At 72.4% G+C, this 13,767-nt stretch carries 13 protein-coding genes and 1 rRNA gene; 4 read left to right on the top strand and 10 right to left on the bottom strand.

Annotated elements, in window-relative coordinates; translation table 11 throughout:
* Nucleotides 1-19 precede the first annotated feature (19 nt).
* From RM555_RS00070 to RM555_RS00025, 10 genes are all read right to left on the bottom strand, one after another.
* A complete protein-coding gene (locus tag RM555_RS00070) occupies nucleotides 20-823 on the bottom strand; it encodes an aminoglycoside N(3)-acetyltransferase (protein WP_311409821.1) in 804 nt (267 codons plus the stop codon).
* Nucleotides 814-3,075, bottom strand: coding sequence for an FxsB family cyclophane-forming radical SAM/SPASM peptide maturase (locus tag RM555_RS00065; protein ID WP_311409820.1), 2,262 nt, complete (start codon nucleotides 3,073-3,075; stop codon nucleotides 814-816). The genes RM555_RS00070 and RM555_RS00065 overlap by 10 nt, the downstream gene beginning before the upstream one ends.
* Before the next feature lie 55 nt (nucleotides 3,076-3,130).
* Nucleotides 3,131-3,304, bottom strand: a complete 174-nt coding sequence (locus RM555_RS00060) for a hypothetical protein (RefSeq protein ID WP_311409819.1) — start codon at nucleotides 3,302-3,304, stop codon at nucleotides 3,131-3,133.
* A 98-nt stretch (nucleotides 3,305-3,402) separates the two neighbouring features.
* Nucleotides 3,403-4,305 (bottom strand): DUF4231 domain-containing protein, encoded by a 903-nt coding sequence (locus RM555_RS00055; RefSeq protein ID WP_311409818.1) that lies wholly within the window; start codon nucleotides 4,303-4,305, stop codon nucleotides 3,403-3,405.
* 65 nt (nucleotides 4,306-4,370) lie between these two features.
* A complete protein-coding gene (locus RM555_RS00050) occupies nucleotides 4,371-4,820 on the bottom strand; it encodes a SitI3 family protein (protein ID WP_311410088.1) in 450 nt (149 codons plus the stop codon).
* Between the two features lie 428 nt (nucleotides 4,821-5,248).
* On the bottom strand, nucleotides 5,249-5,776 hold the full coding sequence (locus RM555_RS00045) for a DUF6244 family protein (RefSeq protein ID WP_311409817.1): 528 nt from the start codon (nucleotides 5,774-5,776) through the stop codon (nucleotides 5,249-5,251).
* A 93-nt stretch (nucleotides 5,777-5,869) separates the two neighbouring features.
* The gene (locus tag RM555_RS00040) at nucleotides 5,870-8,974 is read right to left on the bottom strand and encodes an FG-GAP repeat domain-containing protein (protein WP_311409816.1); all 3,105 of its coding nucleotides are present in this window, start codon (nucleotides 8,972-8,974) and stop codon (nucleotides 5,870-5,872) included.
* A gap of 169 nt (nucleotides 8,975-9,143) precedes the next feature.
* Complete coding sequence (trpS, locus tag RM555_RS00035; protein ID WP_311409815.1) at nucleotides 9,144-10,202, bottom strand: tryptophan--tRNA ligase; 1,059 nt, start codon at nucleotides 10,200-10,202, stop codon at nucleotides 9,144-9,146.
* An 87-nt stretch (nucleotides 10,203-10,289) separates the two neighbouring features.
* Nucleotides 10,290-10,466 (bottom strand): hypothetical protein, encoded by a 177-nt coding sequence (locus tag RM555_RS00030; RefSeq protein WP_311409814.1) that lies wholly within the window; start codon nucleotides 10,464-10,466, stop codon nucleotides 10,290-10,292.
* A 32-nt stretch (nucleotides 10,467-10,498) separates the two neighbouring features.
* Nucleotides 10,499-10,948, bottom strand: coding sequence for a PRC-barrel domain-containing protein (locus RM555_RS00025; protein WP_311409813.1), 450 nt, complete (start codon nucleotides 10,946-10,948; stop codon nucleotides 10,499-10,501).
* 284 nt (nucleotides 10,949-11,232) lie between these two features.
* Between RM555_RS00025 and RM555_RS00020 the strand changes: the two genes are divergently transcribed.
* From RM555_RS00020 to RM555_RS00005, 4 genes are all read left to right on the top strand, one after another.
* A complete protein-coding gene (locus tag RM555_RS00020) occupies nucleotides 11,233-11,700 on the top strand; it encodes a hypothetical protein (RefSeq protein WP_311409812.1) in 468 nt (155 codons plus the stop codon).
* Nucleotides 11,701-11,832: 132 nt separating this feature from the next.
* On the top strand, nucleotides 11,833-11,979 hold the full coding sequence (locus RM555_RS00015) for a hypothetical protein (protein WP_311409811.1): 147 nt from the start codon (nucleotides 11,833-11,835) through the stop codon (nucleotides 11,977-11,979).
* A gap of 105 nt (nucleotides 11,980-12,084) precedes the next feature.
* Nucleotides 12,085-12,348, top strand: coding sequence for an SCO4848 family membrane protein (locus RM555_RS00010; protein ID WP_311409810.1), 264 nt, complete (start codon nucleotides 12,085-12,087; stop codon nucleotides 12,346-12,348).
* A gap of 1,119 nt (nucleotides 12,349-13,467) precedes the next feature.
* Nucleotides 13,468-13,767, top strand: a 16S ribosomal RNA gene (locus tag RM555_RS00005); the annotation flags it as partial.

Here is a 13,767-nt window from a genome sequence, read left to right as displayed (position 1 = left end):
CCCGTCGCTGCCCCGTTCGTCACCGGCGGTGCTCATCCATCCACCCTCGGGCGAAGTCGACGGCCACCCGGAGACCCACGAGCCGGGCGTCGGCGCCGCCGACCCGCCCGGTGCGCACCGGCCCGGCGTCCGTCAGGGCCCGGCCGATCAGCGGGAAGTCGGAGTCGTGCAGGTCCGGGGCCCGGAAGTCGCGCCGGACCCGCCGCCCGGCGGCGTCGCACACGTAGCACCGGTACGCCCGGTCGGCCGGCGGGCGGCGCAGCCGGTACTCGGCCAGGTGGAACGCCGTGCAGACCGACCAGTCGACGCCGAGCAGCAGCACCACGGCGTCGGCGGCGTGGAGCGCGCCGAGGGGCGAGCGTTCGCCGAGGTGGCAGTCGAGGTCGTGGACGGCGGTCAGCCGGGCCGCGTCGGGGCCGAGGGCGGCGAAGGAGGTCTGCGGGTGGCGGCTCCGGGACGCCCCCGGCTGCCGGCGTACGTGCTCGGCGAAGACCCCCATGCCCTCGGCGGGGCTGCGCTCCGGGTCGAACGGCACGATGGCCGCCTCCGCCTCCGCGACCCCGGCGGCGCCCATGCCGGCGGTCGCCGCCCGGAACGCCCGCGAGGTGGTGGAGTTGCCGGCCGTCTGTGCCGGTACGACCACCGTGCCCGACCCGCCCAGCACGTCCCGCAGGGCGGCCAGCAGCGTGGCGGGGCCGCCCGCCACCCGACCGACGCGGGACAGGGCGCAGTGCACCAGCACGGTGGACCCCGGCCGCAGTCCCAGCGCGCGCAGGTCAGCCGTCAGCGTGGCCCGCCGGAGCGGGCCGGCGGTCACGGCCATGTGTCCACCGTGGCGCGCATCCCGCCGACGAACCGCTCGCCGGCGGCGGTCAGGACGCCGAGGTCGAGCAGGGCGTCGAGGGCCCCGTCGGTCCAGTCCCGGTAGCGGCGGAAGTGGCCCCCGGCGGCCGGCCCGGGCCGGTGGCGCCACACGTCGGCGACCGCCAGATGGGCGTAGACGCCGTGCAGCACGCCCTCCACCGGGCGCGGGTCGTCCCGCCACGGCACGCGCAGCGTCCGGGTGTCGTCGCGGTCGAACAGGTCGCAGACGTCCAGCACCGCGCTGAGCTTGAGGTGCTGCACCTCGTGCACCAGCAGCACGGCGAGGGTGGCGTCGTCGGGTACGGCCGTGACGGCCACCGCACCGAAGGCGGCGCCGGCGGCGGCGCTGCGGAACCGGCCGGTCGGCTCCGCGCGCAGCGGCACGACGGCCCGCAGCAGGGTGCGGACCCCCGCCGTGTAGCTGGTGGCCTCGGCGTCGATCCGCCGCACCGCCCCCTCCAGCCGTCGCGTCCACCCCAGCGCGGCGGCGCCGGACAGCCGCGGCTCGACCGGCAGGTCGTAGCCGTCCCGGTGCGGATCGGTGTCCTCCAACAGCAGCCGGTCACCGCCGAGTCGGACGGCACGCACCGGCAGCCAGCCGTCCGGCCCGTCCTCCCGTGCCGGGGCGCCGTCGTGGCTTGGGAGGACGGCGATCCGCCGGCCGGCGAGCCGGACGTCGCCGTCGTCGACGACGAGCCTGACGACGCCCCGCTCGGCACCGACCGCGAGCGCGCCCAGCGTCGGCAGGCCGACCACCCCGTCGCGCACCGGAACGGGCAGGTCGGCCCGGACCCCGGCGCGGACGGCGGCGGCCGCCGCCACGCAGGCCAGGTAGGACAGCTCGGCCGTCCCGTCCCGGCAGCGCCGCGCCCAGCGGCGCACGAAGGGGTGGGCCAGCACGGCGCGGACGGCGTCGGGGTGCGCGTCGTCCAGGTGGACCAGCAGCCGCCACCCGTCGGCCGCCACCGGGTCGCCCGCGGCCCGCTCGCTGAGCGCGACCAGCAGGGCGCGCACCAGCGCCAGGTGGACGGCGGCGAGCTGCGCGGCCGAGCCCGCCGTGCCCGCGCCGGTCGCCAGGTCGTCGAGGACACGCGGGTGGAGCGAGTCGGTGGGCCGGGCGGGTGCGTCGGCGACCGGTGCCGCCGTCACCACCCGGACGAGTTCCAGCAGGTCCGGGCAGTAGACGGACGGGTTGTCGAAGCCGTCTCCGGCGCGGTACCGGTGGGCGTAGAGCCCGCCGCCGCAGTGCCCGACCACCGGGCACGCGCGGCAGGTCGCGCAGAGACCGTCGAGACCGGTCTGCCGTACGGCGATCGCCGGGTGGGCCGCGGCGTCGTCCACCCGGTGGCGGAAGACGTCCAGGCCGGTGGCCGCGGCGCCGTCGAAGGCGGACTTGAGCGAGTCGACCTGCTCGAAGGTGCCGTCGGTCTCGACGACGACCAGGTCGGCCGGGCCGAGCCCGACCGCCTCGCTGCGGCTGCCGTGCCCCGACGCGGTGGAGAGCAGGGACTCCAGCAGGCGGATCGGCACCGGGCGTCCGTCGGCCAGCCAGCGCCGGTGGACGGCCAGCAGCCAGTCGGCGTACGGGGTGGCGGGGCCGTCGGGCCGGGCGGGCGGGTTGTCCCAGTTGGCGTGCGGCAGCAGGAAATCGACGTGCGGCGGCTCCTCGGCCAGCAGCGCCTCGTACACCCGGATCGGATCGTTGGCGAGGTCGACGGTGCAGAGGATGCCCGCGTAGCTGCTGCGGTACGCGGGGCTGCGCAGCAGCGACAGCGCCCGCAGCACCTGGCGGTGGCTGCTCGACCCGTTGGCGTGGCGGCGGTGCCGGTCGTTGGCGGCCCGGTCGCCGTCGAGCGAGATCCCCACCTTCACGTCGTGAGCGACCAGCACGTCGCAGGTCGCCGGGGTGAGCAGCACACCGTTGGTCTGCATCCGCAGGTCGAGCCGGGCCACCGGGCCGATGACGCGCCGCAGGGTGGCGGCGGTGGAGCCGAGCCGGGCGGCACCGGCGAGCAGGGGCTCACCGCCGTGCAGGACCACCCGTACGACGCCGAGCCGGTGCGCCGCCGCGTGCTCCGCGATCCGCTCCGCGACGGCCGTCACCGTGGCGGGAGCCATGACCCGGGGCTGGCGCCGCCAGGACTGGTCGGGGTGTTCGTAGACGTAGCAGTGGTCGCAGGCGAGGTCGCAGCGGCTGACCAGCTTCAGCACGTACTGCGTCAGCGGGGCGACCTGCCCGGTCGGCTGCCCGCCCGGCCCGGCTGGCTCAGATCGCAGAGATGAAGGCCGCGACGTCGACACGGGCCGGGCGATCCTCCCTGCGGCTGGTCACGCGGGCGACGGAGCGGGCCCGGTCGAGCGGGATCCGGCCGAGCGGGGTGCGCCGGAGGTCGTCCAGTGGCGGCGGGGTCGGATCGGGCGGGCGTACGGTGCGATCCACGTCGGTTCCCCCATTTGGAGTCGGGAGTGGACGGACGACCGCCCACGACGACGGTCAACGGCGACTATCGACGATGCTATATGGCACAACCTGTGATGTCACGGCTGCGCAGCGCCATCCTGCTCGATCACCTTCGCCATCCAGCCCTCGTTCGACAGCGAGATGATGCGCTCCGCCTCGGCGACGAACGCGTCGTCGTCGGCCCAGCCCAGCCCGGCCTCGCGGACCGTGCGCAGCCGGGTCAGCTGGTCGGCGGTGCGGGCGTACTCGATCTGGTGGTGCTCGTACTGCTGGGCTGAGCCGTAGCCGACCAGCGCCGTGGTCACGGCCGCCGCGACACCGATCCAGGCGGTGAGGCCGAGGTTGTCGCCGAGCACCCCGACCGTCGCGGAGACCAGGGCGGCGGCGATCGTGAGCCCCGTCGCCGCGTACCGGACCCGCCGCGCGGCGCGGGCCATCCGGCGGGCCGCCGGCAGGTAGTAGCCGTCGACCTGCCGCTGCAACCGTTCCGTCACGTACGTGGCCACGTCCGAGACGGCTGGCAGCGGACGGTCGGCCGGCGGCGCGTCCAGGGTGCGGCCGACCAGGTCGCCAGCGTCGTCCATGAGCGCGTCGAACCGGCCGAGCAGGACGGCGTCCCGGTCCGCGCCGCCGAACGGGGCGACCCCGGCGAGGTAGCGGTAGGTGTCCGCCTTCAGCGCCTCCGAGACCGAGCGGAGCCGGGTCCACGCGTGCACCGCCTCCCGGGAGGACCACCGGGCCGCCACCGGCACCACGAGCAGCGCCGCCGCCGCGACGATCGCGAGCGCCCGCCCCACACCGGGACGGGCGTGCCCGAGCTGGTTGGCGAGGGTGCCGCACACCGCGGCCCCCACGGTGAGCGCGGCGATGGTCAACCGCGCACGGGTGATCGCGCGCTTGGCCTCGCCGGACGCCCGTGACCAGGTAGCCTGCCGCTGCCAGATCGTCGCGACCGCTGCCGGGACATCGAAGTTCGCCACGATCCGATGGTAGGACGGCCGCGCCCGCGCCAGGGGGATCCGACATGGCCGTTGCGATCCGCGGGTCAGCGGGGCAGGAAGCTGTCGTACGCCTCGTCGTACCAGTCGGCCTCGTTGTGCCGGCGGAGCGCGCCGTTCACCCGGGTCAGCATCAGCCAGTTGTCGTTGAGCACCAACGCCGCGTCCTCGGGCCGGCTGGCCAGCACCCGGCCCACGGTCCGCAGCATGTGCGGCCTGCCCTTGTCGGTCAGCGTGTCCTTGCGCATGTGAAAGCCGATGTCGACGTAGGTCTCCGGCTCCCACTCCCACTGGACGCCACCGTCATCCTCCGCGCCGTAGTACCCGTGGCTGCCCGACGTGACGCTGACGACGTATCCGCACTCCTCGTCCAGGTCGGCACTGAGCAGGCGGTTCCCGGCCGGCGTCGGTGTCTCGGTGGCACCCGGAGCGGCGAGTTCGGCCACGAGCTCCAACGGGATGTCACCGGCCAGCGTCAGTCGGTAGGTGATGGACATGTATGGCGCCTTCCCCCAGTTCCGCCGGACGATTTCGACGATCGTGCCGCCCCTTGTGACCGCCACCAGTTCCTCCAACGCTGGTACCGGCCAGTCGTCGAACTGCTTCTGCAGGGCGGCGACGTCCCCCCGCCAATCCTGGAGGTTCAGCACCCCGGTAGCCCTGGCGGGCAATCTTGTCGGCGGTCTCGTTCTCCAGTTCCAGGCTGCGGCGTTCCGTTGGTCTCTCCTTCGCCGGGATTCGGGTCCGTGGCCCGGTCGGTGCGCCGCCGAGGGAGCCGGTGGCGGGCCTGGTCCAGCACGCAAGACCGGGTGTGGGGCCCTCGTGCCCGGCGTCGTGGTCGGCGGTGGCGGTGTCGTCCGCCGGGGAGGCGCTGGGGCGGGTGCTGTGACGGTGGGGCTGGACGGTGTGCTGCCGCCAGCCCCGGTCAGTTTCCCGCCGACCCCAGCTGTCGGGCCTCGGCGATCGCCGTCTCGACCGCCTGCCGGGCGCTGGCGGTGCGTTGGGCGACCAGGCTCAGGACCTGCGTGATGCTCTCCAGGGACTGCACGAGCGGGCCGGGTTGGCCACCGTGCAGGACGGTGGTGACGAGTTGCCGTGTCTCGCGGACCTGCGCGGCGGTGGCGGCGGCGGTGTCGCGGATGCCGTCGCACGCGTTGTGCACCGGTGCCAGGCCGGTGATCGTCTCGTGCGGACTGGCCTCCTGCGGAACGGCCGCCGTGGCCTTCGTGACCTCGCCGATGGTGGCTGCGAGGCTGCCCAGGCTGCCCCGGACGGCCGAGATGCCGTCGCGTACCCGGATCACGCCCGCCGCCACGGCGGCGAAGCCGGCGCCGGCGGCGCGCAGGGCAACCTCCTGCGCCTGGTCGTCGGCGGCGGACGCCAGCGCCTGCGCCCTGTCGACGCCGGTCGTCAGCGCGCGGAGCTCTGCGGTGATCTTCTCGATGTGCGACACGCGACCGACTTCCCGATCGACGACAGTGGAGGCGATCGACGCTACCGCCCCCGGACGCCGTGGGGCGTCCGGGGGCGGGTCGTGGGGGGTCGATCAGATTAGGATCTTGAACATGTTCCAGCCGCTGCCGGCCCTGACCGGGGCGGCGAAGGAACCGTCACCGCGGCCAGCGTGCAGCCACAGGACGCCGTTGGCGTCCCGGGAGACCACGTCGTTGCGGGTGTCCTCGTTCAGGTCGCCGATCGGGACGACCGCGTTGTAGGCGCTCCAGCCGGTGGAAACCTGCGCCCGGCCGCTCCAGCCCTTGTTGCCGTTGCTGAAGTACCGGTACATGGTGCCGGTGGTGTCGATGCTGAGGAGGTCGCCGTGGCCGTCGCCGTTGAGGTCACCGGCGCCGATGACGCGGGGGTACATTCCCCAGCCGGAGCCGACCTGGACGCGGGGGTTGATGCCGCCGGTGCCGGTGGTGGTGTAGAGCCAGAGCTTGCCGTCGGTGTCGACGCCGAGGATGTCGTCGTGGCCGTCGTTGTCGACGTCGCCCGGGGCCAGGATCGACCGGTACATCATCCACCCCGCACCCAGGCTGACCGTCTGCGCACCACCGAAGCCCAGGTAGCCGGTGCCCCGGTACGCCTTCATTCCGCCGTTGCCGTCCCGTACGAGCAGGTCGGGATACACGTCGCCGTCGAAGTCGCCGAACGGCACCAGGGCCGAGGTGCGGGCGGCGCCGGAGCAGCTGAGGCACCAGTCCTCGTTGTATCCGTTGCTGTAGAGCTGGCCGGGAGCGGCCCCCGAGGGGCGCGTGCCGTACCAGTGCCCCTCACCGGTCGCCTTCACACCGAGCAGGCCCGGCCCGCCGAGACAGTCGTAGCCGCGGAAGGGGAAGGTGCCGCAGCGGACGATCATCTCGCCGGAGCCGACCGCGACGGGCGCGGCGGAATCGGTGGGCGTGCCGCTCAGCGTCCACGTGTACGCCCCGTTAAGCGCCGGTTGCCCCGAGGGCAGCCGGCCGTCCCACCGCAGGTCGACGTGCGTCCGGGCCCTCGCACCGGAGGCGCGGTGGACCACCTCGCCCGTCCATTTGCGGGAGATCGAGAGCTGCCAGGTCCAGAGCGGCCGGGTCAGCCCCACACCCGCCTGCCACGGGTACGTGTCAGTACGCGGGTTCATCATGCTCTGCGACCACACGCTGCCGATCTGAGGTGCGGTGCCAGGTACGCCAGCGTCGATCACGTGCACCGCCCGGTCGGCGTCGACGTACGCGACGCCGGAGCCGTGCCGGTCGACGGTCCAGGTGACGTCCCGGCCGTCGGCCGGCGTGCCGGCGGGCAGGTCGGCGAGCTTCACCGGGGTCTGGAGGGTGCCGTCGTGGAAGGCGGTCATCACCAGGCTGGCGGTGGCGCCGTCGTGCCGGACGAGGAAGCCGTCGCCGAGCAGCGCCGGCCCCGACGGAACGGGGAGATTCCTGCCCGACTCCAGGTCGTGGACGCCTGCGGGGCCGGTGGGGCCGCAGGCCCACCAGAGCCAGTTGGCACTGGTTTGCACCTCGGTCGGCACGCAGTCCGCGCCGGTGGAGACGGTGCGCGTGGTCTTACCGCCCGACATGGCGATCGCCGCCAGTTGGCCGGCGGTGGCCGTCGCGGTCCACAACGTGTCGAACCAGAGGGCGGCCCCGGTCTTCGGCATGGTCCGGATTACCTGGTCCGTCATGATGTTGACGACGTGCTGGTCGTTCGAGACACCGTCAGCGACGAGGAGCAACGGGCCCGCGGCGTCGAGGATCCGACCGTTCCGAGTGGGCAGTGTGGTCTGGTCGTACCCGGCCCTGCCGTCGTGCACCGTCACCGCGGTGTCCACCGTGCCGGTCGTCAGGTAGGCGGCGCCGCGGTCGGTCCCGTCGACGAGGCGTACGCAGCTCGAACCCGTCGCGCACGGCACCGGAGTCCCCCGCAGGATCGCCCTGGTCCCAGGCGTGATTCCGGGGTCGGGGAAGACCGGGTGGTCGAAGGAGACGTACTCGGTCGCGCCGGTCTCCGGCGACACCTGGGACTGGACGTGCCGGAGCAGGCCGCGTCGGTAGCTGATCCCGGCGTTCTCCACCGGGTCCCGCACCGGGAGCAGCGGCGCGACCGTGGGGGTCTGGCCGGGTCGCCCCGTGATCCGCTGCACCGCCCAGTCACCGGGGCCCGAACCGCCGACGACCAGGGCCGTGCCGTCCGGGGCCTGGACGAGCCCCCGGAGGCCCCAGGAGATCTTCGGCAGCAGCATGGGGCGGGGCGCGGTGGTCTGCACCGGCAGGTAGGTCGCCGGGAAGTACTCGCCCGTGTCGTCGACCTGACTCCGGCTGATCACCACGCCGCCGTCGACGACGACCGTCCGGAGGAGACTGTCCTGCGGGACCGTCACCAGCCGGGCCGAAGTGTCAGCGCCGCTGGTCAGGCCGCTGCGGGAGTAGAGGTGGTACAGGCCGCTGCTGGACATCCAGCCAAGGGTGTCGCCGGAGAGGCGCCAGAAGGCCGACGGGACGCCGTTCGGGATCCGCTTCACGGTGGAGGTGGCGAGGTCGAGCAGGCCCGTCCGCTGCGTACCGTCGGCCAGGTAGCCGACCACCACCGAACTCTCGTCGCCGACCGGCGGCAACCCGCTGGGCTTGGCATCGCTCGGGATGCCGGTCACCGGCGTGGTGGTCCAGGTGCCGTCGGCAGCGAAGGTGCGCAGCTCCAGGTCCATGCCGGTGAGCGGTGGCTTGCGCAGCAGCATCCGTTGGCCGTACACGCCGTAGAGAGCGTGGTCGGCGGGGATCTCCCACTGCTGCCAGCTCTGGTCGGCGAGGTCGAGCACGCTGACCTTGCCAGGTGCCGGCCTGGCCGGCACCTGGGCCGTGGTGGAGACGCTGTCGCCGCCGGCCGGCTTGAGCGTCGACGCCTGGACGCCCGCCAGGTCCCCGACCACGACGGTCGTGCCGGTGTCGTAACGGGTCCACAGGTAGTCGGTCGACTTGTTGTGCGAGTGCAGGAAGCCGGTGCGGCCGGCGAAGTACACCGCCTCGAAGGCGGGCGCCGTCGCGTCCTTGCGCGGGATGACGGAGATCTCGCGGGGTGCGGTGCCGGGGTCGGCGGTGGCCGGCGCGGCCGGCACGGTCAGCAGGCCGAGGGCGAGGGTGGTCGCCAGGGCGCCTGCCGGGATACTGCGGCCCAAAGAAATCCTCCTGGACGGGGGCTGCGCGAAGATGTGCGCAGCGTACCGACAGGCAGGACCGTGAATGTGCCGCCGATCGGCTGACCCTCGCGCGGACGGAGGGGCAGCCGGTCGGCCCGGAACCGCACGAGGTCCGCGGTTCCGGGCCGGTCGCCGGTCGTACGACCGCTCAGGCCGGCGTGGCCGTGGCCTTGCGGTGCCGCTCGGCCCGGCGGCGCACCTGCGTGTACGCGCTCGTCAGCCCCATCGCCCGGCGGACCTCGACGAGCGTCTGCCGCACCTCGTGGCGGGTCCGTTCCGTGCCCTCGAAGATCAACTGGTCGACGAGCCCGGGCTCGGCCTCGATCCGGGCCCGGCGCTCCCGGATCGGGTCCAGGAACCGGTCCAGCGCGACCGCCAGCTTCTCCTTCACCTCCACGTCGCCGACCCGCCCGGCCCGGTAGCGCTCCTTGAGGTCGTCGACCTGCGCCCGATCGGGGTTGAAGATGTCGTGGTACGCGAAGACCGGGTTCCCCTCGACGGTGCCGGGCACGTCGGCGCGGATCCGGTTCGGGTCGGTGTACATGCCCATCACCGCCCGGCGCACCGTCGCCGAATCGGCGGAGAGCGCGATGGCGTTGCCCAGGCTCTTGCTCATCTTCGCCCGGCCGTCCGTGCCGACCAGGGTCGGCGTCTCCGCCGCGATCGTCTCCGGCACGGGGAACACCTCACCGTAGAGGTGGTTGAAGCGCCGGGCGATCTCCCGCGTCACCTCCACATGCGCCGCGTTGTCCTTGCCGACCGGGACGACCTGCCCCTTCACGCAGAGGATGTCGGCGGCCTGGAGCACCGGGTACCCGAGCAGGCCGTAGGGCATCTCCTCCTTGCCGGCGTCGCGGGCCATGTCCTTGAGCGAGGGCACGCGTTCCAGCCGGGGCACCGTTACCAGGTTCTGGAAGAGGGTGTTCAGGTCGCCGACCTCCGGGATGGCCGACTGGAGGTAGAAGGTGGCCCGCGCCGGGTCGACGCCGGCGGCCAGGATGTCGGTGACCATCTCCCGGGCGTTGCCCGCGACCCGCCCGATGTCCTCGCGGGTGTTCCGCGTGGTGAGCATGTGCAGGTCGGCGATGATGAAGAAGCTCTCGTAGCGCTGGTGCAGCCGCACCCGGTTGGCGATGCTGCCGACGTAGTGGCCGAGGTGCAGCCGCCCGGTGGGACGGTCCCCGGTGAGCATCCGTGCAACGGACATGGTGGTACGCCTTTCGTGCCTGATGGACGAGTGTGTGCGCGGGCGCGCGTCGACCGGGGACGTCATCCCGGGTCGATCAGGGTCGGCTCAGTGAGCCGAACGCCATCGCGCGCCGTCGCGGAACCGCAGTCCACCGGCACGAAGTACGTCGATCATCCGCTCGCGGCCGTCGTCGGAGCGGGTCGGAGAGGTGGTCACGACACCGAGCGGGAGGCCGTCGACCAGGTCGACGACCTCCGGCGCGTAGCTGATCGGCCGGACCATGCCCCCACGGTAGCGGGTCCGGCGCTGCCCGCTCAGCCCTGCCGGTAGCTGTCCCGGTAGTAGTCGCCGATCCGGTCCCGGTAGCCGGGCTCGCCGTAGGCGTCCGGGTCGAAGGCCGGTGACTCCTTGACCTGCTCGCGGGTGCGGTCCACGTGCACCGTGCGGTCCAGGTGGTCCACCCGCGTCACCGTGCCGGCCGGCAGCAGGACCTTCCGGCCGAAGATCCACGGTCCGGTGTCCACCACCAGCCAGCGGGCGTCGGTGTCGTCGCTGGCCTCGTCGACGGAGCCGATCCGCCCGTCGGTGGCCTCCACCCGATAGCCGACCAGGTCGAGCGGGGTGCCGGGGCCGGGGGCGTCGGGCCCGTCGCCGCCGGGCTCCGGCCCGTCCGGCGGGGCGGAGTCAGGGCTGGCTCCGGAGTACCCGCCGGCGAGGGCGGACGGGTCGCGCCAGGTCCAGGGATTGAACGTCGACGGCTGCACGGGTCACCTCCGATGACGGTCTGCGCCGGTCCCGGAGTCAGTGCCCCGCCCGCGCTCCCGGGAAACAACACGGCAATTTTCGGTCCACTGAAATTTCTCGGTGCGAAGTACGTCATATTCGCCGACCGTCGATGGATGGCACGGCTGTGCCGCAGGTGGCGGCGACGGGAATTGGGCCGCGCACATCCGCCGGGTATGTGGAGTGTCCAGTCGGCACATTCGTTCCGTCGACCGGGCCGACCATTCTGGGGACGCATCTGTCGCAGAGGAAAAGGGGGACACGGATGTACCGCACCATTCGTCGGCTCGGGGTCGTGCTCGCCGTCGCGCTCGGGCTCGTCGCCGGGGCCGGCGCCGCCGCGCAGGCGGCCGTCGTCAACCCGGTCACGCCGCAGTCGCTCTGCGGGCTCGGATACACGGTCCTGGATCAGGACCCGATCCGGCACGCGGAGACCGGCGTCCGGCTCGGCACCGTGTACCTGCTGCACAGCCCGATGGTCGGCTACGGCTGCACGGTCACCGTCAAGTCCGCCTACGCGGGGGCGCTGACCCGCACCCAGGTCTACCTCGCCGCCCAGTACCTGCCCACCCAGACCGACGACGGCGACAAGCTCTGGGCGGCCGGGCCAACCCGGGCGTACGTCAGGGGCAGTTGCATCATCTGGGGCGGTTTCATGGCCGACCCGAGCGGCACGATTCATTACCACGACCGGGCGAACCCCGCGATCGGCGGCATCGGCACCTGCTTCTGACCGGTGTGTTCGGGAGGCTCGCGCCATATGCGGGCCTCCCGTTTCCGGGGACCGTCCGAATCGCCCACCGTAGGTTCGGAATGGCACAAGAAAACGCTCACTGATCACCGTCCTCTTCGACTTTCGGGAGCCATGTGCACGGGGAATCGCCGACGGCCGGTCCGCCAGTTCGGCTACGGTTCGCACCAGCTCCCGGCCGCCGAGGCACTGCCCGTCAAGCCGCGCGGCGTACGGAAGTGGTGCACCGCGCTCGCCCTGCTCGCGGCGCTCCCGGCCTGAGCGCACGACACGGCGCCGGCGGTGGCAGGTCCTCGGCCGTGGCACGGTCCCTGACCTGCGCCTCGACCGCTGGCCCGTCAGCTCGCGCTGGCATACTCGGCAGCCATGGTGCTGTCGCGCGGCTGGGCGCTCTTCCTCACCGGGGTCGGAATCTGGACCTGGGTGATCTGGCCGAGGTTCGCCGTCGCCATCTGGAAGGACCCGCGGTCCTGGTCCACCGGCAGGGTCGGGGAGTTCCCGGCCACCGGCTTCCTCTGGATCCACGCCCTGCTGATCGCGGCGTCCCTGCTCATCGGCACCATCGTCGGCGTGCTCGGCGTCCGAGCCTGGCGGGCGTCCGGCCGGCGCCCCGACCGCCAGGCACCCTGACGAACACCACCGCCGCTTGACCGCGCCCCGACGTCCATCGCTACCGGGGCTGCTCGGCAGTGCACCCGAGGTCCATTCACTATCGGTAGCTCCGCCGGGCCTCGAGTCACTACCGGGCAGCTCCGCCGGCCTCGATGCCCGCTGCCGCCGGGCGCTCCACCGGGCCGCCGAGGTGCACTGCCACCCGGGCTGTTCCACCGCACACCAGGGCGCTCCGCGAGACGCCGCGCCACTTCACTGCCGCCGGGCCGCTCCAGGGTTGCGCGGAATACCGACGGTTCCTGGCGCACTGACACCTCCGCTGGCACCCTTCCGGCAGGCGTGTGCAGATGAGGCGTGACTACGGCGGGTGCGGGCCCTCGACAGGCGGCAGCGCTGACCGTGGCGGGGGTGCCTGGCGGCGGGGGGCGAAGCGCCGCGATGTGCCCTGGCTGCGGGGTCAAGCGCCGCACCTGCGCTGAGCAGGCAATATAGTGAGCGGGAAATGATGTGACCGGGGACGCTACCCCCGGATTTGACGTTCAAACCCGCAGACGCGTAACTTTCTCTCTGCCAGCGCGGAACGGGGCAAACAGGGCGAAAGTCCTGAGGCGCCGAATCGAACTGGCCCGGGTCTGACGGATCGAATCCTGACGGCGCGGCCCCCGGGCGGGGCTCACCGGATCTGCCGCGAGGCGGATTTGGCGCAGCGAAGCCGACCGGGTAAGGTTCACGGCCGGCAGGGCACCGGGCGAGCTCGCGGGAAACCGCAGAGCGGCCGGTCTGCCAATTCCGATGATCATTGTGGCGGTTCGCTGCTGCGTGCGCTCGTCGGAGCCAACCCGTACGAAGCACGACAGACCGGAACAAACGGTTTGACACGGCGAAGACGGTGAGGTAACGTAGTAAAAGTGCCCGGCGCGAGAGCGGCGGACATGATGAACGAAATGCCCCGGGTCGGGTGCTCCACGGTGTGGGGTTTCTGGGCGGTGTGTGGTTGTTCTTTGAGAACTCAACAGGGTGCTTGATAAGCCAGTGCCAATTATGATTTATACCCCGGACTGGTCAGGCTTCGGTTTGGCTGGTCTTGGATTCCTTTGGCAACACTTTTTGTTGTCGGGACAGTTTTTCAACAAGTTTTTGTTGGAGAGTTTGATCCTGGCTCAGGACGAACGCTGGCGGCGTGCTTAACACATGCAAGTCGAGCGGAAAGGCCCTTCGGGGTACTCGAGCGGCGAACGGGTGAGTAACACGTGAGCAACCTGCCCTAGGCTTTGGGATAACCCTCGGAAACGGGGGCTAATACCGAATAGGACCACCGGTCGCATGGTTGGTGGTGGAAAGTTTTTCGGCCTGGGATGGGCTCGCGGCCTATCAGCTTGTTGGTGGGGTGATGGCCTACCAAGGCGACGACGGGTAGCCGGCCTGAGAGGGCGACCG

The organism is Micromonospora reichwaldensis, assembly GCF_031845925.1.
In the GTDB taxonomy this organism is placed as follows: Bacteria; Actinomycetota; Actinomycetes; order Mycobacteriales; family Micromonosporaceae; genus Micromonospora; species Micromonospora reichwaldensis.
Note: the sequence above shows the minus strand (reverse complement) of the source record. Positions and strands in the feature narration are given on the sequence as shown.